The sequence below is a fragment of the Hyalangium minutum genome, assembly GCF_000737315.1.
Classification (GTDB): domain Bacteria; phylum Myxococcota; class Myxococcia; order Myxococcales; family Myxococcaceae; genus Hyalangium; species Hyalangium minutum.
The window spans coordinates 631,014-647,906 of sequence record NZ_JMCB01000003.1 but is presented as its reverse complement, the minus strand read 5'-3'; the positions used below and the strand labels follow the sequence as shown (position 1 = coordinate 647,906).

The following is a 16,893-nucleotide window of genomic DNA, read 5'->3' as shown; positions in this document are numbered from 1 at the left end:
TTCAACAAAAAAGAACCGGCTTCGCCTGCCTCCGACAGTGAGACTTGAAGGCTCATTCAGTTAGGCGTACACCCACCCGCTCCACCTGCCGCCAGAACCCCGGGAAGCTCTTCTCCACGCACTCGGGTCCGGTGAGCGTCAGCCGAGCCCCCGAGAGGATGGAGAGGGTGGCCGACACCATGGCGAGCCGGTGATCGCCCTTGCTGTCCATCTCGAAGTGCGCGGGAGGGGCGGCTGGAGGGGTGATCGTGAGCGTCTCGCCCTCCAGGGTGGTGGATCCGCCGTAGGCGGAAACCAGGGTGCGGATGCCCTCCAAGCGGTCGCTCTCCTTCAAGCGGAGGATGCTGACGTCCTCCAAAGTGGAGGGCCGAGGCAGCACCAGGGCGAGCGCGGCCAGGGTGGGCAGCAGGTCTGGGCACTCTTTGCCGGAGGCGGTGAGCCCGGCCCGAGCCTGGCCCTCGACGCGCATGGTGAGGTCCGGGCCCGGAATGGGCGTGAGGCCCGCGGGCTGGATCAGCCGGAGGAGGGCCTGATCCGGGTGGGCGCTGGAGGGATCGGCGCGCTCCACGCTGCCGCCCGTGCGCCAGGCGATGAGCAGCAGATAGCCCAGCGAGGACCAGTCTCCCGGCATGGGCGGAGCCTTGGCCGAGGGCTGGTGCGCCGTCACCGTGAAGCGGGAGGGGGTCTCCTCCACGGTGAAGCCGAAGCGCCGCAGCCAGAAGACGGTGAGCTCCAGGTAGCCGGCGCTCGTCAGCGGGCCCTGGATCTCCACGCTCCAGGGGCGATGTTCGCGGAGAAACAGAGCGGCACACCCGAGGAGGAGGCTGGAGGCGTATTGACTGCTCTGAGCACCAGGGACGCGGAAGACGGGCTCCCCGGTGCGGTCTGGCGCGTGGAGTTCCACAGGCCAGGGGGTGCCCTCCCTCAGCACGAGGCCCGAGGGCCCCAGCGCGTCCCGGAGCGAGTCGAAGAGCGGACCGTGAGGACGCTCGCCCAGGCGCGGGGTGCCGGTGATGCGCACCTTGGCGCCTGGAGTCACCGCGGCCTGGGTGACGAAGATGCGGAACGGGGCGCCACCGTCCGCGCAGTCCACGTCCCGGATGGGCCCGGGGGACTGGCGCAGGGTCTCCACGCCTCGGGTGAGGACGCGGACGTCGGCGGCGAGATCGGCCTCGGGCTCGTTCTGGAGCACGGCGAGGGGCCAGTGGCCGGTGAGGTGGGCGAGCACCAGCGCCCGCTGCGCGTCCGACTTGGACACCGGAGGCGTGAGGCGGGCGGGGACGAGGTGGCTCGGATCAACGTTCAGCTTGCGGACGGAGGGCTTGCTCATGGGCGGAGTCCCTGTTTCCAGGCGGGCCAGAGGGTGCGCCACGTGGCCTCGGGGACGTCCCGGACCTCGAAGGCGCCAATGCCGGTGAGGAGCACCATGCGCAGCTCGCCCGACTTGCCGGCCTTCTTGTCGGCGGCGAGCAGATCCACCACGGCGCCGATGGGCGCACGACGCAGCAGGTGGGCAATGCGGTCGCGACCCAACACGCCTGGCCCGCGGTACAGGACCTGCTCGACCTCATCGGCCACGGAGGCGGGGGTGATGCCCATGGTCCGGCCCACGTCGAGCGCGCAGAGCATGCCGAGCCCCACCGCGTCACCGTGGGACAGCTTGAAGCGGGAGAGGCTCTCCAGCACGTGGCCGAAGCTGTGGCCGAAGTTGAGCACCCGGCGCAGGCCCGTTTGCTCGTAGGGATCCTGTGCGCAGACGCTCTCCTTGAGGCGCCGGGCGTCCTTCACCAGCTTCTTCAGCTCCGGAGCCTTGCGCATGTAGCGGCGGAACAGAGGCCCATCGAGGCAGACCACCATCTTCCAGGCTTCGATGGCGCCCTCGCGGAGCTGGGACTCAGAGAGAGAAGCGAACAGCTCCGGGCAGATCCACCCCTCGTCGGCATAGTGGAAGACGCCCGCGGGGTTCTTCACCACGTTTCCCCGGGAGATCAGGTCCACGGCGCCCTTGCCGCCGAGGCTGCTGTCCACCGCCGCGAGCAGCGTGGTGGGCACCTGCACCAGCCGCACGCCACGCTTGAGCAGGTGCGCGGCCACTGTCGCCACGTCGCCGAGCGTGCCTCCGCCTACCACCACCAGCGTCCCGGAGCGGGGCAGGGCGATGCCGCCCACGAGCACCTTCTCCAGGGACGCGAGGTTCTTGGCCTTCTCTCCACCGGTGATCTGGATGATGGCGCGGGGGTTGCGCGCCTCGAGCGCCGGGATCAACCCCGGGTGGAAGTGGGCCACGGTGCGGTCCACCACGGCCACGCTGCCCTCGGGCAGGCGCTTGGAGAGCTTCGTGAAGGAACCCCAGTGATCGGTTGCGGGCTTGTACGCGCCAGGAGGAAGGGGGCTCATGCGGTGTGGGGGAACGCGTTCATCTGCAGGACGAGATCGGCGATCACCAGGGACACCATCGCCTCGAGGACCGGGACCGCGCGCGGCATGATGCACGGATCGTGGCGCCCACCCTTCGCGTGCTCCGCGAGCGTGGCGGGAGGCTTGAAGTAGGCACGCACCTGCATCGGCTCGCCATTGGCGAGGCCGCCCTGGATGCCGCCGTACATCTCCTTCTTCGAGTGGAAGATCTTGCCCGGCTCGGCGATCCGCTCCATCAGATCCGGCGGGCCCCAGACGACGCCCGTCACCGCGCCCACGCTCCCGAGCGCCTGGGCAATCAGTGCCTTGAGCTTGCCGAAGATGGGCTCACCGAGGCCCACGGGCAGGCCCTCGACGCGGATATCAATAGATCCGCCCAGACTGTCCCCGGCCTCCTTGGCCGCCAGGATGCGCCGGGACATCTCCTCGCGGATGGCCGGATCGGCGCAGCGCGTGGCGTGCTCGTCCACCTGGGCCCGGGTGACGCCTGCGGGCGGAACCGCCGCCACGAGATCTCCCACCTGGGACACCCAGCCCACTGTGCGGACCTGGGGCAGATCCCGGGCGAGGTACGCCTCGGCAATCGCACCGCCGATGACACGGCAGAGCGTCTCGCGCCCGCTGGTGCGCCCGCCGCCCCGGTGATCGCGGTGCTTGTAGCGCTCGCGCCAGACCGCGTCCGCGTGGCCGGGACGATCCTCGGACTTCAGCTTGTCGTAGTCCTGCGAGCGCTGGTTCGTGTTGCGCACGATGGCCGCGATCGGCGTGCCCAGCGTCTTGTCCTCGAAGACGCCCGAGAGGATCTCCACCTGATCGGCCTCGGCACGGGCGGTGGTGATGGCGGACTGGCCCGGGCGCCGGCGATCCAGCGCGGCCTGAATGTGCTCACGGGTCAGCGGAACGCCGGCCGGGCACCCGTCGATGATCGAGCCGAGCGCAACGCCATGGCTCTCGCCGAAGGTCGTGAGCCGGAAGAGGACTCCCAAGGTGTTCATGTTGCGGTCTCCCAGAGTTCGCGCTGCCGTCGGGCCTGCGCGATGAACCACGCGGCACCCAGCATGACCGGTGTGCCTCCGCGGCGCGAGATCTCCTTGGCGACACGTCGGCCCGGGGCCCCGTAGGCGATGACCGCCACGCGAGCCTGGTCGAAGCGCAGCTCCTCGGGCGGCGGTACGCGATCCGGCCAGGTCCAGACCCCGGCACCGGTGAGGGGCGCCTGGATCTCCGCGCGCTTGAGGACGCGCAGTCGGCAGTCCATGTCTCCCGCGACGACGCGAAGCGCGGCGGTGGAGCCTCCGTCCCCGAGTACGAACGCCTCTTGGGCCCCAAGCCGCTTCAGAACGGCCCGAGCGCCCTCGACGTCGGTATTGAAGGACTCCCAGTGGTCACCCCGGCGGACGAGCGTGTTGATGGCCTCCAGCGGGGAGCGGGCATGCTTGGCCAGGCGCAGCTTGAAGGGGCTGGTGACCGCAAAGCCGGCGTAGTGGGGCAGCAGCGCATCGACCAGTTCCTCGACAGGCCCATCCTCGGGGATGTCGATGCGGTCGAAGGGCTGGCGGTGGATGCGAGGCGAGCGCGAGTGGACGATCGACGTGCCCAGGATGCCTCGGCGCAGGTTCGTGGCTCCTCCTGCGGCCCGGGCCTCGCGGACCGCATCGTCGAGGAGCCGCTGTCCAGGCGCCGCGCTCCAGCTTCCGCCCGCCGCCACGTAGTCCAGCGCATTCCGCCGGGCGAGCACCGCCCGGATCGGGAGCGCCACAGGCCCCATCCCGAGCACCGTCACGCGTCCGGCCCCAAACCGTTCAATGAGCCGCGCCTGGGTCTCCAGCAGCTCCGGAGCCCGCGAGGGAGGCCCGAGCGGCTCGACATGCTTCACCATGGCCGTGGAGGGCAGCGGCTGGTCCCAGAGCCGAAGGGCCTCGGCTGTCGAGAGCGGGCGCTCGGCATGGTGCGAGGCCACGAGCTTCGACGCCGGGGCATCGACCGAGACCGTCACATCCCGGTCCACATGCGTGGACGCCTCCACCCAGGCAGAGGGCAGGGGACGCCCGCGCTCGGACACCAGCAGCGGCAGCACCTGCCGCAGGGCCAGGACGTCCACGGCCTCGGGCGAGTGCAGATCGGTGCGGATCTCCAGGATGTTGGCGCCCCGGCGGCGGACTTCCTCGGCGAAGCGAACGGCCTCGGCGCCTTGGAGGGTGGGAGGCAGCGTGACGACACGGAGAGCGGGGCTCACGGGGCCACCTCACGCCAGAAGGTCCGGAGAAAGTCCACCAGAGACACGGTGGGGACGCGGGCATGCAGGGCTTCGCGCTCGTGGAACACCGTGGCGATCTCCTCCTCCAATGTAACTCCCGGCCGGAGCCTGGGGCGGGATGTATCCGCGAGCAGGCGTTCTCGGTACGTCTCGAAGGAGACTGGAATCAGCACCGTGAACATTCCCGCCAGCGCGTCCGGGTGGTGGGAGAGAAACCCGCCTCCCACGGCGACCAGGCTCCCCGGTGGCAGCTCCACCAGCGTCTGGCGCTCGGCGGCGCGGAACGACTTGGGATCTTCGGCCACCCAGGTCTTCAGCGGGCGTCCGGAGGACCGCTCGAGCTCCACGTCGAGGTCCAACCCAGGGCGGCCCAGCAACTGGCTCACCACCGGCAGCAGCCGCGTCTTGCCCGCGCTGCGGTGGCCTGCGAGCACCATCGTTTGGCCGGCCGCGGGGAGTAGGGTGGGCCCCGGCTGGCCGAGTACCTCTCTCAGCCTAGGGCTGAGCCGAGGGTCTACCGCATCGAGAAGCTGCTCCAGAATGAGGCGCCGCGAGTCAGCGGACCGTTCCGACATACACGTAGGATGTCCCAAACGTGAGCGGATGGGCTACCCGCTCGTGATAGGCGCCTGCCTGATCCATCAGCGCCAGGAATGCGTCCCCTGAGGGGAAGGCCGCCGCGGTCCGGGGAAGGTACTCGTAGGCGGTCCGGTTACCGGTGAGCAGGCCCCCGAGGGCCGGCATGATCGTCTTGGCGTACACCCGGAACAGGGCGCCAAAGAGCCCTTGCGGCTGGCCGAACTCCAGCACCACCACGCGGCCGCCCGGCTTCACCACCCGCGCCATCTCCTTCAGGCACTTCACCGGGTCATCCACGTTGCGGATGCCAAAGGAGATAGAGGCCACATCAAAGGAGGCATCGGCGAAGGGGAGGGCCATGGCATCGGCCACCTGGAACTCCACTTGGAGCCCCGCCTCCGAGGCCTTCCCGGGAGCGCTCTGCAGCATCTCCGGGCAGAAATCCGTGCCCACCACGTGGCCGGAGGCGCCCACCTTCCGCTTGAAGGACAGCGCCAGATCTCCGGTGCCAGTGGCACAGTCGAGGATTCGGTCGCCCTCCTTGGCCCCGCTGTACTTCACGGCGGCCCGGCGCCACAGCCGGTGGATGCCCAAGGACATCACCTCGTTCGTCACGTCGTACCGCGTGGCGATCGAGGAGAACATCTGACGCACTTCAGTGCTCATCGGACCCCCGAGGCCTGGGCCGGGCTCCTCAGTCCGCCTTCCTCCCACATGGCCTCTGCAATGGAGTTCACATGGTTTTGAACTCCGTAGCCATGTATATCCGGAATCGCGTAGAAGACAACCTGGGGTGATAGGCGGAAGAACCCCGATGAGAGAGGCTGATGACCACGCACAATCCCGCTAAGGGGCAACGCTGGGTGGCCGGGATGATGACCCTGGCCTCCGCGGATCCGCTTGCGGGAGCGGGCCTGCTGGGCGTGCCGACCCTGTACTGGGAGCAGCCGCTGGAACAGGAGGCCATCGCGGGCTGGGGTGAGGCGGCGGTGATGGAGGCTCGGAGCCCCACGGAGGCGTCCGAGGTGCTGGGCTCGCTCTCCTCGCACCTCGAGCTCAGGTGGTTGGGCGAAGCCCCCGCGCGGCTGCCCGGGCCCTGGTTCGGCGGCATGCGCTTCGCCTCGACGGCACCGGCGGATGCGGACTGGAAGGCGCTCGGCTTCGCGCGCTGGACGCTGCCGGAGCTGCTCGTGTGGCGCGTCGCCCAGGGCATGGCGGTGGCGGCCTTCGCTCCGGAGGCGGAGGGAGGCGAGGATCTGGTGCGCTCTCGGCTGGAGCGGGTGCGGGCGAGCTTCCCCGCGGACTACCGGCACCCACGCGGCGCACCCGTGGCGCTCGAGCTCTCCTCCTCACGCGAGGGCTTCGAGGCGCGGGTGGAGCGCGCGCTGGAGGCCATTGCGGCCGGGCGGCTCCAGAAGGTGGTGATGGCCCGGTCCGTGGAGGCCGAGGGCTCTCGCCCGTTTGATGTGGTCGACGTGCTGGCCCGCCTGCGCGAGCAGAACCCGCGCTGTGTCACGTTCCTGTTCCGGGCTCCGGGCGATGTGGCCTTCCTGGGCGCCACCCCGGAGACGCTGTGCCGCGTCGATGGGCGCGTGCTGGAGACGGAGGCGCTGGCAGGCTCGGCGGCGCCTGGACAGGCCGACGGATTGGGCGCGAGCGACAAGGACCGCCGCGAACATGACTCGGTGGTGCGCTACATCCTCGCGGCGCTGCGGCCCCTGGCCGACCACGTCACCGCGGATCAGGAGCCCCGGCTGTTGACGCTGAAGAACGTGGTGCACCTGCGCACCGGCATCCGTGCCGAGCTGCGCGAGGGTGTGACGGCGTCGCAGGTGGTCGCCGCGCTGCACCCGACGCCTGCGGTGGGCGGTGTGCCCAGGGATCACTCCCTGGGCTTCCTGCACGAGCACGAGGCGCTGGATCGGGGCTGGTACGCGGGGCCGGTGGGATGGATTGGTCCGTCGGGGGCGCACATGGCGGTGGCGCTGCGCTCGGCGCTGGTGCGGGGCGCTCATGCCCGGCTCTTCGTGGGCGCGGGGATCGTCCAGGGCTCCAGCTCGGCAACCGAGTGGCGCGAGACGGAGATGAAGAGCCTGGCGATGCTCCGGGCTCTCGGAGGCGGGGATGTCCGACGCGAATCTTAACCAGCTCTGGGCGCGGGCCCTGATGGAGGAGCTGGTGCGCGGCGGCGTCCGTCACGCCGTGGTAGCCCCGGGCTCACGCTCCTCGCCGCTGGCGCTGGCATGCCATCGGGTGGAAGGGCTGAAGACCTGGTCCGTCATCGACGAGCGGAGCGCTGGCTTCTTCGCGCTCGGCGTGGGCAAGCACTCGCGCGCGCCGGCGGTGCTGGTGGCCACCAGTGGCACTGCGGGAGCGCACTTCTATCCCGCGGTGATCGAAGCGGCCATGTCCCACGTGCCGCTCCTGGTGCTCACCGCGGATCGACCGCTGGAGCTGCAGGGGTGGGGTGCGCCGCAGACCATTCCCCAGGCGCGGCTGTTCGGCGAGTTCGCTCGCCTCTTCGCGGACCTGGGCCTGCCCGAGGCCAGTGACATCGCCCTGACGCACCTGCGTGCTACGGCCTCCCGGGCGGTGGGCGCGGCGCTGCGGGCACCTCGAGGGGCTGTGCACCTCAATGTGCCGTTCCGCGAGCCCCTGGCGCCCACGGTGGAGGAGTTCGGAGCGGAGCGTCTCTCCGCGCTCGCTCGCGAGGGCCGTCCCGGGGCGCTGCTGACGGCCATTACCCCGCCCGCGCGGCAGCCGGCCCCTCACGCCATCGATGAGGTGCGCCGCCGGATCGCCAGCACCGAGAAGGGCATCATCGTCTGTGGACCCCGGGACGAGGAGGACGGCTTCGCGGAGGCCATCACCGCGCTCTCGCACGCCACGGGCTACCCCGTCATCGCCGAGGCCGCCTCGCAGGCCCGCTTCGGCGGCGGCGCTGGGATGCTCTCCTTATATGATGCGATCCTCCGTCACGCGCCCTTTGCCCAGGCCCACAAGCCGGAGCTGGTGCTGCGCTTCGGCGGAGGCCTGACGCCCAAGGTCCCGCAGCAGTGGCTGGAGGCGGCGGGCGCGGAGCTCGTCGTGTTCAGCGACGAGGGCGCGCTGTTCGATCCGGCCCACCGGGCGGCGAACGTCATCGAGGGCTCGGCCACGGCCGCATGTGAGGCGCTCTCCCGAGGGCTCTCCCGGGGGCTGGGGCGCTGGGCCCAGAGCTTCCTCCAAGCCGAGCGCCTGGCCCGGAACGCGCTCGAGGCCGCGTTCGCCGAGCAGTCCGAGCTCACCGAGCCGCGCATCGCCCGCGAGGTGGTGGCCGCGCTGCCGTCGGGTGCGAACCTGTTCGTCTCCAGCAGCATGCCCATCCGGGATGTGGACGCCTTCGCGCCCGGGAGCGCGCTGCCGCTCCGGGTGCTCTCCAACCGCGGGGCCAACGGCATCGATGGAATCACCTCCAGCGCGCTCGGGGTGGCGGCGGCCTCGGGGCGGCCCACGGTGCTGCTCACGGGCGATCTCGCCTTCCTGCATGACGTGGGCGGGCTGCTGACCGCGCACCGGCACGAGCTGTCGCTCACCGTGGTGGTGGTGAACAACGATGGAGGTGGCATCTTCTCCTTCCTCCCGATCGCCAAGGCCACGGAGCACTTCGAGCCGCTCTTCGGTACCCCGCACGGGGTGGACCTGTCGCATGCGGCGGCGCTCTATGGCGCGGAGTTTCACCGCCCGGACTCGCCTCCGGCCCTGCGGACCTCGGTGAAGGTGGGACTGGAGGGTGGGTTGCATCTGGTTGAGGTCCAAACGAACCGGGCCCAGAATGTAGAGCATCACCGGCAGCTCTTCGCGCGGATGGGGGCCGCGCTGGGAGAAGGACCATGGGCATGACCCTGGCGTACAGCACCTGGGGAGAGGGGCATCGGCCCCTGCTGCTCCTGCATGGCTTCACCGGAAACCGCACCGCTTTCGATCACCTGCGCCCGTGGCTGAGCAGCGCGGTGAAGGCGGTGGCGGTGGATCTCCCCGGACACGGAGAGACGCCGCTGCCCAACAAGAAGGGCCGCGACGGCTTCCTCGAGACCATCGATGCGCTCGTGGAGCTGGTGGAGAAGCTCGGCGTGTCCTCGGTGGACGTGCTGGGCTACTCCATGGGAGCGCGCCTGGCGCTCGGGGCGGCGCTGCACCGGCCGGACCGCTTCGGGCGGCTGATCATGGAGAGTGGCTCTCCGGGGCTGCGCCGGCGCATGGAGCGCGCGGAGCGGCGGGAGACGGACGGCCGGCTCGTGTCCTTGCTGCGGACCCAGGGCGTGGACGCCTTCCTGGAGCGCTGGGAGTCCCAGCCGATGTTCGAGAGCCTGAAGCAGCTCCCGCCGGACCAGAGCGAGGCGTTGCGGGCTCGCCGCAAGTCCTGCACGGCGGAGGGGCTGGTGGGCGCGCTGGAGTGCCTGGGGCTCGGGTTCCAGCCGAGCTACTGGCAGGAACTGCACCGCCAGCGCCTGCCCACGCTGCTGCTGACCGGGGCGCTGGATGAGAAGTTCACGGAGATCGCGCGCAAGATGGCGACCGAGCTGCCCGTGGTCTGGAGCCACGCCTTCACCAACTGCGGGCACGCGCCGCACCTGGAGGTGCCCGAGGCCTACGCGCGCGAAGTCCTCTCGTTCCTGCACACCCCGTGGTACGAGGCGCCGCAGTTCGAGAAGCCTCCTGTGATCACCCCATGAAGCCTGCAGTGTCCGCTCCCTCGCTCGGTTCGCCCGCTCCGGTTGCCGGAGCGCAGGGCCAACCTCGGCCCACGCTGAAGACGTGGATCATGGCCATCCGGCCCAAGACGCTCACGGCCGCGCTCGTGCCGGTGGCGGTGGGAACGGGGCTCGCGTTTGGGGCGGGCGTGGGGCGCTGGCTGCCGGCGCTCGCGGCGCTCCTGGGGGCGCTGCTCATCCAGATCGGCACCAACCTCACCAACGACTACTACGACTTCAAGAAGGGCGCGGACACCGAGGAGCGGCTCGGACCGGTGCGCGTGACGCAGAGCGGGCTGATCTCTCCGCGCACGGTGCTGGCGAGCGCGATCGGGTGCTTCGGGCTGGCCATCCTCACGGGCATCTACCTGGTGTGGATTGGCGGGTGGCCCATCGTGGCCATTGGCCTGACGTCGGTGCTGTGCGGCTACGCCTACACGGGTGGACCGCTCCCGCTGGCGTACCACGGGCTGGGGGACATCTTCGTCTTCGTGTTCTTCGGTCTGGTGGCGGTGACGGGCACCTACTACGTGCAGGCGCTCACGGTGAGCCCCGCGGCGTGGTGGGCCGCCGTTCCCGTGGGGGCGCTGGGCACGGCGCTCCTCGTCGTCAACAACCTGCGCGACGCGCATACGGATGTGAAGGCGAACAAGCGCACGCTGGTGGTCCGGCTGGGCACGGGGGCGGGGAAGGCGGAGTACCTCGTGCTGCTCGCGGCCTCGTTCGCCACCCCGTTCATCCTGTTCGGCCTGGGGCTCGCGAGCGCGTGGGTGTTCCTCGCACTCCTGAGCGTTCCACTGGCGGTGGGGCCGCTGAAGCTCGTGTTGAAGGCTCAAGGTGCGGCACTGAACGCAGCGCTGGGCGGCACGGCGCGTCTGCAGCTGGTCTTCGGGCTACTCTTCGCGGTGGGGTTGTTCCTGAGCTGAGGCGCCGATGCACGTCACGGAGACGAGGTTGATGCCTTCCCGGCTCGAGCTCGTCCGTCCGTTGAAGACGGCGCGCGCGACCTACTGGGAGCGGCGGGGCTTCCTGGTTCAGCTCGTCGACGAAGAAGGGCGGGTCGGCCAGGGCGAGGCGATGCCGTTGCCGGAGTTCGGAACCGAGCCGCTCGACACCTGTGAGCTCGTGATTCAGAGCCACCTGAAGGCGCTGCGGGACCAGGTGTTCAGCGACAGCCTGGATGCCATCGAAGAGGCCTTCATGATTCCTCGCGGGGATCCCACTCAGTGGAAGGGGATTCACCTGCGTGTCGAGGAGGATCTGCCTGAGGCCCCTGCCGCGGACCATGCGGTGGAGCTGGCGCTGCTGGATCTGCTCGCGCAGAGGCTGGGAGTCCCGCTGAGCCGGCTGCTGAGCCGGAGCGCGCGCTCGGAGGTCGAGGTCAATGCGCTGCTGACCTCGGACGGGCCGCAGGAGCTGGCCGAGGAGGCGCGCCGGGCGGTGGCCGAGGGGTATCGGACGCTCAAGATCAAGGTCGCGGGGCGACCGATCGACGCGGACGAGGCACGAGTCCGGGCGGTCCGTGAGGCCGTGGGCTCGGAAGTGAACCTCCGGCTGGATGCGAACGGGGGTTGGTCGGAGAAGGAGGCGCTCCAGGCCTTGGAGCGGCTGTCATGGTACGGGCTCGAGCTGTGCGAGCAGCCCGTGGCGCCGGACGATCACCAGGCCTTGTGGCGGGTGCAGCGGCGCGTGCAGTTCCCCCTGGCGGCGGACGAGGCCATCGCGAACCCAGCCTCCATCCCGGTGCTACTGGGAACAGCGGGAGGAATGCCCGCTGCGAGGATCTTCGTGCTCAAGCCCATGGTGCTCGGCGGGCTGCTGCCCGCGCTGATGTTCGCCCGTCAGGCCGCGCGCCAGGGGCTGGGGGCGTACGTAACGAGCTCTCTTGATGGCGTGGTGTCTCGGGCGGGAGCGGCACATCTGGCGGCGGCGCTGCCCTGGGGGAAGCTCGCCTCGGGGCTGGGCGTGGGGAGCCTCTTCAAGACCGACGAGAACGATCCGGCGGAGCGCGCCTTCCGGCCGGTGGGAGGCCGCATCGTGCTGCCGGATGCACCAGGGCTGGGACTTCCGAAATGACTGCAAGCTGTCCTATCCGGGAAGGGGCCTTCCGCAGTCCCGACGCAGAGGCCCTGACCTTCGCAGGCCGCTCCTGGACGTACCGGGAGCTGGACGCGGAGATCGGCCGCTGGGTAGCCGCGCTCGAGGCCCGAGGGGTGGGGGCAGGGGATAGGGTCGCGCTGCTGTCGACCAGCCACCCGGGTTGCGTGTTCCTGTTCTTCGCGCTCGGACGGTTGGGGGCGCTGCTTGCGCCGCTCAATGCCCGGCTCACCTCGGCGGAGCTGGCGCCGCTCGTCGAGGACGTCTCCCCACGCCTGCGCCTGGCCCTGAGTTCCTGGGTGGATCGCCTTCCCGGAGCCGAGCCCCTGGAGACCTGGGCCGACGCCGTGACGTCACCGTCACCCACGTGTGAGCCGCTGGCGGAGTCCACGCCGCGCGTCGTGCTGTTCACCTCGGGGACGACAGGCCGGCCCAAGGGCGCGGTGATCACGGAAGGCAACTTCCGCGCATCGGCGAGATGCTCGGAGGCGAACCTGGGCAAGCACCCAGCGCCGCGCTGGCTGGGCACGCTGCCGCTCTTCCATGTCGGTGGCTTGGCGATGCTCACGCGCTGCGCCTACGACGGAGGCTGCCTCCTGCTGCACGACCGCTTCGATGCGGACGCCGTGAACCAGGCCATCGACGCCGAGGGCGCCACCCACGCGAGCTTCGTCGCCACCACCCTGGAGCGAGTCCTCGATGCGCGAGCGGACCGCCCGATGCCCGAGTCCTTCCATCTCGCGCTGATCGGCGGAGGCCCGGTGCCCACACCGCTGTTGGCGCGGGCCCGGGCGGCGAGGCTCCTGGCGCTTCAAACCTACGGGCTCACGGAGGCATGCTCGCAGGTGACGACGGAGCGGCCCTTGGAGGCAGACGGCCGCACAGCAGGGCCTCCACTGCCCGGGTTGGACGTGCGCATCGTCGGACCCGAGGGAGAGGTGCTCGGGCCGGGGAGGGAAGGGGACATCGAAGTTCGCGGCCCCACCGTGATGGCCGGTTACCTGAACCGCCCCGAGGCCACGCGAGAGGCGCTCCGAGACGGCTGGCTGCGCACCAAGGACATGGGAATGCTGGACGAGCGAGGGCGGCTGACAGTGCTCTCGCGGCGCACGGACCTCATCGTCCGAGGCGGCGAGAACCTCTACCCGGTGGAGATCGAGACCGTGATCGCCTCGCACCCAGCCGTGCAGGAGGTCGCAGTGGTAGGCGTCACAGAGGCGCGCTGGGGCGAGGTGCCGGTAGCCTTTGTGGTGCCTCGAGCCGGGCAGCCACTGCCCGGAGATCTCGACGCGTGGTGCCGACGCTCGCTGGCGGGCTTCAAGGTGCCCGCGCGCTTCCTGTCGATCGAAGCGCTGCCACGCAACGCCATGGGCAAGGTGGAGCGAACGGTGCTCCGCCAGCGAGCCCTGGCCTCTTGAGCGTCAGGACTCGGCGGAGGGGTGGCCCCAGGGGTTGGTGGAAGCGTGCCGCCGCAGCATCGACTGCAGGTGATAGGCCTGCGTGGCGGTGACCTGCGTCTTCGGCAGGTGCACGGAGACTTCATTCAGGCGGGCCACCTGGAGCGCGATGCGCGTCTGTACATCCGGCGACCAGCGGTTGAACTCGAGCCATTCCATTGGATTCTCCCCCACTTGGGAACTGTGCGCTGGGCATGATGAAGGCAAGCGCGGCGCAAATCATTACGCCGTGCGTTGGTTCTCCTGAGCCTGACAGCTTCTCGACGTTCCCCTCCGACCCGAGTCTGTGACGCGCCGAGACGGTCTCCGACTCAGGGGCTACTTCTTCGTCTCCGACGGAGCAGAGGCCGCCGGTGAAGCAGGCGGAGCAGCCGAGCCCTTGGGCGCAGGCTTCACGTCCGTGTTCTGCCCGGTGACGATCTGCCACGCGCCCTTGGCCTTCTTCATCACGTACTTCATCCGCGTCCGCAGCGTGCCGGACTCATCCGTGTTCTGCACACCGGGAGGCAACCCGCCGTGTCCGGTCACCTCGTGGTCCATGTCCACGATGGCCACGTCCGGCCCCAGGAATACGATCCGGCGCACCGACACCAGCGTCCGGCTCGTCTTGAAGATGCTGGCGAAGATGCCGGCGTGGCGCTTCTCGATCTCCTCGCGGCCCTGGAACACGGTCCCGACGATGTTCACGAAGTCCGCATCCGGGGCGAAGTCCTTGCTCCAGGCCGTGGCGTCGTGCTGGTTCCAAGCCTCGGCCTGAGCGGCCACGAGCTGGCGGATCGCCGCCTCGTCCTGCCCACGCGCCTTGTCAGCCCGGGCCGCCGGGACCAGCACCAGGGACAGCACCACCGCCAGGTACAGCGCACTTGATGACGTTCGGTTCAGGTTCACATGCCCTCCAGGGCACCATGAAAGCACGGACGCCCTCGGAAGGAGGGCGGATCTGCGTTGGGGCATTGGCTCCGATTAGCCCAGCGCGCCAAGAGGGTGGCAAAGCGCTTGACTGCGAGGGGCGGGTTCTCGACTATCCGCCCCCCTGCATACACGGTCTCACCCCACCCAGGAGCTCTTTCACATGGCGCCTCCGTCTGGCCAGAAGATCACCCTTCAGAACGGCAAGCTGCACGTGCCCGACAACCCGATCCTCCCCTTCATCGAGGGTGACGGCACTGGCCGCGACATCTGGCGTGCCTCGCAGGCCGTGTTCGATGCGGCCGTGGAGAAGGCCTACAAGGGCAAGAAGAAGATCGCTTGGTACGAAGTGCTGGCCGGCGAGAAGGCCTTCAAGCAGGTCAACAACTGGCTGCCGGACGCCACCGTCGAGGCCTTCCGCGAGTACCTCGTGGGCATCAAGGGCCCGCTGACCACGCCGGTGGGCGGCGGCATCCGCTCGCTCAACGTGGCGCTGCGCCAGCTGCTGGACCTGTACGTGTGCCTGCGCCCCGTGCGCTACTTCAAGGGCGTCCCCAGCCCGGTGAAGGCCCCCGAGAAGGTGGACATGGTGATCTTCCGTGAGAACACGGAGGACATCTACGCCGGCATCGAGTTCGAGGCGGGCACCGCGGCGGCGGAGAAGTTCCTCGGCCTGCTCCAGAAGGAGTACGAGAAGGAGTTCAAGAAGATCCGCTTCCCGAAGAACGTGGGCATCGGCATCAAGCCCGTGTCTCAGGAGGGCAGCGAGCGCCTCATCCGCGCCGCCATCCAGTACGCCGTGGAGCACAAGCGCAAGAGCGTCACGCTGGTGCACAAGGGCAACATCATGAAGTTCACCGAGGGCGCCTTCCGCAAGTGGGGTTACGACCTGGCCGCCCGCGAGTTCGGTGACAAGGTCTACACCTGGGATCAGTGGGAGGCCACCAAGGCCGCCAAGAGCGAGGAGGCCGCCAACGCCGAGCAGAAGGCCGCCGTCGCCGCTGGGAAGGTCATCATCAAGGACTCCATCGCGGACATCACCCTGCAGCAGGTGCTCACGCGTCCGGACGAGTTCGACGTGATCGCCACGCTGAACCTCAACGGTGACTACCTCTCGGACGCGCTGGCCGCGCAGGTGGGCGGCATCGGCATCGCGCCGGGCGGCAACATCAACTACGTCTCCGGCCACGCCGTCTTCGAGGCCACCCACGGCACCGCGCCCAAGTACGCGGACCAGGACAAGGTGAACCCGGGCTCCGTCATCCTCTCCGGCGAGATGATGTTCCGGCACCTCGGCTGGCACGAGGCCGCGGACCTCATCATCCAGGGCATGGACAAGGCGATCGCCCAGAAGACGGTGACGTACGACTTCGCGCGCCTGATGAAGCTCGAGAACCAGGGCAACGTGACCGAAGTGAAGTGCTCCGAGTTCGGTCAGGCCATCATCAAGAACATGTAGTCCTTCCCTCGGGAGAAACCCAACATGGCTCAGACTCGCAAGAAGAAGATTGGCCTCATCGGCGGCGGCCAGATCGGCGGCAACCTGGCGCTGCTCGCCGTGCAGAAGAACCTTGGCGACGTGGTGCTCTTCGACATCCCGGCGGCCGAGGGTCTGGTGAAGGGCAAGGCGCTGGACATCAACCAGCTGTCTGCGGTGGATGGCTATGACTGCCGCGTCACCGGCTCCACGGACTGGAAGGACGTGGCCGGCTCGGACGTCATCATCATCACCGCCGGCGTGCCCCGCAAGCCGGGCATGAGCCGCGAGGACCTGCTCGACATCAACCTGAAGATCATGAAGGACGTGGCGGCGAACATCAAGCAGCACGCCCCCAACGCCTTCGTGATCAACGTGGCCAACCCGCTCGACGCGATGGTGTTCGCGCTCTACAAGATCGCCGAGCTGCCCAAGAACATGGTGGTGGGCATGGCGGGCGTGCTGGACACCAGCCGCTTCAAGTGCTTCGTCGCCGAGGCGCTCAACACCTCCATCCGCGACGTGGAGGCGCTGGTGCTCGGCGGCCACGGTGACGACATGGTGCCCCTGGTGCGCCACAGCACCGTGGGCGGCGTGCCCCTCACCGAGCTGATCGCCAAGGACAAGCTGGAGGCCATCGTGAAGCGCACCCGCGAGGGCGGCGCCGAGCTGGTGGCGCTCTACAAGACGGGCAGCGCCTACTTCGGCCCGGCGGCCAGCTCCATCGCCATGGCCGAGAGCTTCCTGCTGGACCGCAAGCGCGTCCTGCCGGGCGCGGCCCTGCTCGAGGGCCAGTACGGCATCAACGGCTACTTCTTCGGCGCTCCGCTGCAGATCGGCGCGGGCGGCGTGGAGAAGGTCATCACCGTGCAGCTGGATGACTCCGAGAAGGCCGCCCTGGAGAAGTCCTTCCAGTCCGTGAAGAAGACGGTCGACAGCGTCAAGCTGTAGTCTGGCAGTTCGGGG

16 protein-coding genes are annotated in these 16,893 nt (G+C 69.4%); 8 read left to right on the top strand and 8 right to left on the bottom strand.

Going from position 1 to position 16,893, the window contains the following annotated elements; all coding sequences use genetic code 11:
* Window positions 1-52: 52 nt before the first annotated feature.
* The 6 genes from DB31_RS09165 to ubiE all read right to left on the bottom strand — a co-directional run bounded on the left by DB31_RS09165 (window position 53) and on the right by ubiE (window position 5,920).
* Entirely contained in the window at window positions 53-1,330 is a 1,278-nt protein-coding gene (locus DB31_RS09165) for a 3-phosphoshikimate 1-carboxyvinyltransferase (RefSeq protein WP_157231887.1), read from the bottom strand.
* Window positions 1,327-2,397, bottom strand: coding sequence for a 3-dehydroquinate synthase (locus tag DB31_RS09160; protein WP_044185360.1), 1,071 nt, complete (start codon window positions 2,395-2,397; stop codon window positions 1,327-1,329). The genes DB31_RS09165 and DB31_RS09160 overlap by 4 nt, the downstream gene beginning before the upstream one ends.
* Window positions 2,394-3,413, bottom strand: coding sequence for a chorismate synthase (gene aroC / locus DB31_RS09155; RefSeq protein ID WP_044185357.1), 1,020 nt, complete (start codon window positions 3,411-3,413; stop codon window positions 2,394-2,396). The genes DB31_RS09160 and aroC overlap by 4 nt, the downstream gene beginning before the upstream one ends.
* Window positions 3,410-4,654, bottom strand: a complete 1,245-nt coding sequence (locus DB31_RS09150; protein ID WP_044185355.1) for a shikimate dehydrogenase — start codon at window positions 4,652-4,654, stop codon at window positions 3,410-3,412. The genes aroC and DB31_RS09150 overlap by 4 nt, the downstream gene beginning before the upstream one ends.
* Complete coding sequence (locus DB31_RS09145) at window positions 4,651-5,112, bottom strand: shikimate kinase (protein WP_240486599.1); 462 nt, start codon at window positions 5,110-5,112, stop codon at window positions 4,651-4,653. The genes DB31_RS09150 and DB31_RS09145 overlap by 4 nt, the downstream gene beginning before the upstream one ends.
* Before the next feature lie 118 nt (window positions 5,113-5,230).
* Window positions 5,231-5,920 (bottom strand): bifunctional demethylmenaquinone methyltransferase/2-methoxy-6-polyprenyl-1,4-benzoquinol methylase UbiE, encoded by a 690-nt coding sequence (gene ubiE / locus DB31_RS09140; protein WP_044185349.1) that lies wholly within the window; start codon window positions 5,918-5,920, stop codon window positions 5,231-5,233.
* 161 nt (window positions 5,921-6,081) lie between these two features.
* Between ubiE and DB31_RS09135 the strand changes: the two genes are divergently transcribed.
* Genes DB31_RS09135 through menE form a run of 6 tightly spaced genes read left to right on the top strand, consistent with a single transcriptional unit; the run spans window position 6,082 to window position 13,502 of the window.
* Entirely contained in the window at window positions 6,082-7,398 is a 1,317-nt protein-coding gene (locus DB31_RS09135; RefSeq protein WP_044185347.1) for an isochorismate synthase, read from the top strand.
* On the top strand, window positions 7,379-9,136 hold the full coding sequence (menD, locus tag DB31_RS09130) for a 2-succinyl-5-enolpyruvyl-6-hydroxy-3-cyclohexene-1-carboxylic-acid synthase (protein WP_044185344.1): 1,758 nt from the start codon (window positions 7,379-7,381) through the stop codon (window positions 9,134-9,136). Before DB31_RS09135 ends, menD begins: the two co-directional genes overlap by 20 nt.
* Window positions 9,127-9,969 (top strand): 2-succinyl-6-hydroxy-2,4-cyclohexadiene-1-carboxylate synthase, encoded by an 843-nt coding sequence (gene menH, locus DB31_RS09125; RefSeq protein ID WP_044185341.1) that lies wholly within the window; start codon window positions 9,127-9,129, stop codon window positions 9,967-9,969. Before menD ends, menH begins: the two co-directional genes overlap by 10 nt.
* Window positions 9,966-10,913, top strand: a complete 948-nt coding sequence (locus DB31_RS09120) for a 1,4-dihydroxy-2-naphthoate polyprenyltransferase (RefSeq protein WP_044185337.1) — start codon at window positions 9,966-9,968, stop codon at window positions 10,911-10,913. Before menH ends, DB31_RS09120 begins: the two co-directional genes overlap by 4 nt.
* A gap of 31 nt (window positions 10,914-10,944) precedes the next feature.
* Window positions 10,945-12,063, top strand: coding sequence for an o-succinylbenzoate synthase (menC, locus tag DB31_RS09115; protein ID WP_338034287.1), 1,119 nt, complete (start codon window positions 10,945-10,947; stop codon window positions 12,061-12,063).
* Window positions 12,060-13,502 (top strand): o-succinylbenzoate--CoA ligase, encoded by a 1,443-nt coding sequence (gene menE, locus DB31_RS09110; RefSeq protein WP_044185331.1) that lies wholly within the window; start codon window positions 12,060-12,062, stop codon window positions 13,500-13,502. The genes menC and menE overlap by 4 nt, the downstream gene beginning before the upstream one ends.
* Before the next feature lie 3 nt (window positions 13,503-13,505).
* On the opposite strand, the gene DB31_RS09105 is transcribed toward menE, so the two are convergent.
* Together DB31_RS09105 and DB31_RS09100 are read right to left on the bottom strand one after the other, a co-directional pair.
* Entirely contained in the window at window positions 13,506-13,700 is a 195-nt protein-coding gene (locus DB31_RS09105; protein WP_044185325.1) for a hypothetical protein, read from the bottom strand.
* 159 nt (window positions 13,701-13,859) lie between these two features.
* On the bottom strand, window positions 13,860-14,429 hold the full coding sequence (locus DB31_RS09100; protein ID WP_240486598.1) for an SgcJ/EcaC family oxidoreductase: 570 nt from the start codon (window positions 14,427-14,429) through the stop codon (window positions 13,860-13,862).
* Window positions 14,430-14,613: 184 nt separating this feature from the next.
* On the opposite strand from DB31_RS09100, the gene icd reads away from it, so the two are divergent.
* Together icd and mdh are read left to right on the top strand one after the other, a co-directional pair.
* The gene (gene icd, locus DB31_RS09095) at window positions 14,614-15,909 is read left to right on the top strand and encodes an NADP-dependent isocitrate dehydrogenase (RefSeq protein WP_044185322.1); all 1,296 of its coding nucleotides are present in this window, start codon (window positions 14,614-14,616) and stop codon (window positions 15,907-15,909) included.
* Between the two features lie 24 nt (window positions 15,910-15,933).
* A complete protein-coding gene (gene mdh / locus DB31_RS09090) occupies window positions 15,934-16,878 on the top strand; it encodes a malate dehydrogenase (RefSeq protein ID WP_044185319.1) in 945 nt (314 codons plus the stop codon).
* The last annotated feature ends 15 nt before the right edge of the window (window positions 16,879-16,893 follow it).

Coding starts and splice junctions, on each gene's coding strand:
- icd (WP_044185322.1), top strand. CDS start 14,614: ATGGCGCCTCCGTCTGGCCAGAAGATCACCCTTCAGAACGGCAAGCTG.
- DB31_RS09160 (WP_044185360.1), bottom strand. CDS start 2,397: ATGAGCCCCCTTCCTCCTGGCGCGTACAAGCCCGCAACCGATCACTGG.
- DB31_RS09145 (WP_240486599.1), bottom strand. CDS start 5,112: ATGGTGCTCGCAGGCCACCGCAGCGCGGGCAAGACGCGGCTGCTGCCG.
- menH (WP_044185341.1), top strand. CDS start 9,127: ATGGGCATGACCCTGGCGTACAGCACCTGGGGAGAGGGGCATCGGCCC.
- aroC (WP_044185357.1), bottom strand. CDS start 3,413: ATGAACACCTTGGGAGTCCTCTTCCGGCTCACGACCTTCGGCGAGAGC.
- menD (WP_044185344.1), top strand. CDS start 7,379: ATGTCCGACGCGAATCTTAACCAGCTCTGGGCGCGGGCCCTGATGGAG.
- mdh (WP_044185319.1), top strand. CDS start 15,934: ATGGCTCAGACTCGCAAGAAGAAGATTGGCCTCATCGGCGGCGGCCAG.
- DB31_RS09135 (WP_044185347.1), top strand. CDS start 6,082: ATGACCACGCACAATCCCGCTAAGGGGCAACGCTGGGTGGCCGGGATG.
- DB31_RS09165 (WP_157231887.1), bottom strand. CDS start 1,330: ATGAGCAAGCCCTCCGTCCGCAAGCTGAACGTTGATCCGAGCCACCTC.
- DB31_RS09120 (WP_044185337.1), top strand. CDS start 9,966: ATGAAGCCTGCAGTGTCCGCTCCCTCGCTCGGTTCGCCCGCTCCGGTT.
- ubiE (WP_044185349.1), bottom strand. CDS start 5,920: ATGAGCACTGAAGTGCGTCAGATGTTCTCCTCGATCGCCACGCGGTAC.
- menC (WP_338034287.1), top strand. CDS start 10,945: ATGCCTTCCCGGCTCGAGCTCGTCCGTCCGTTGAAGACGGCGCGCGCG.
- DB31_RS09105 (WP_044185325.1), bottom strand. CDS start 13,700: ATGGAATGGCTCGAGTTCAACCGCTGGTCGCCGGATGTACAGACGCGC.
- menE (WP_044185331.1), top strand. CDS start 12,060: ATGACTGCAAGCTGTCCTATCCGGGAAGGGGCCTTCCGCAGTCCCGAC.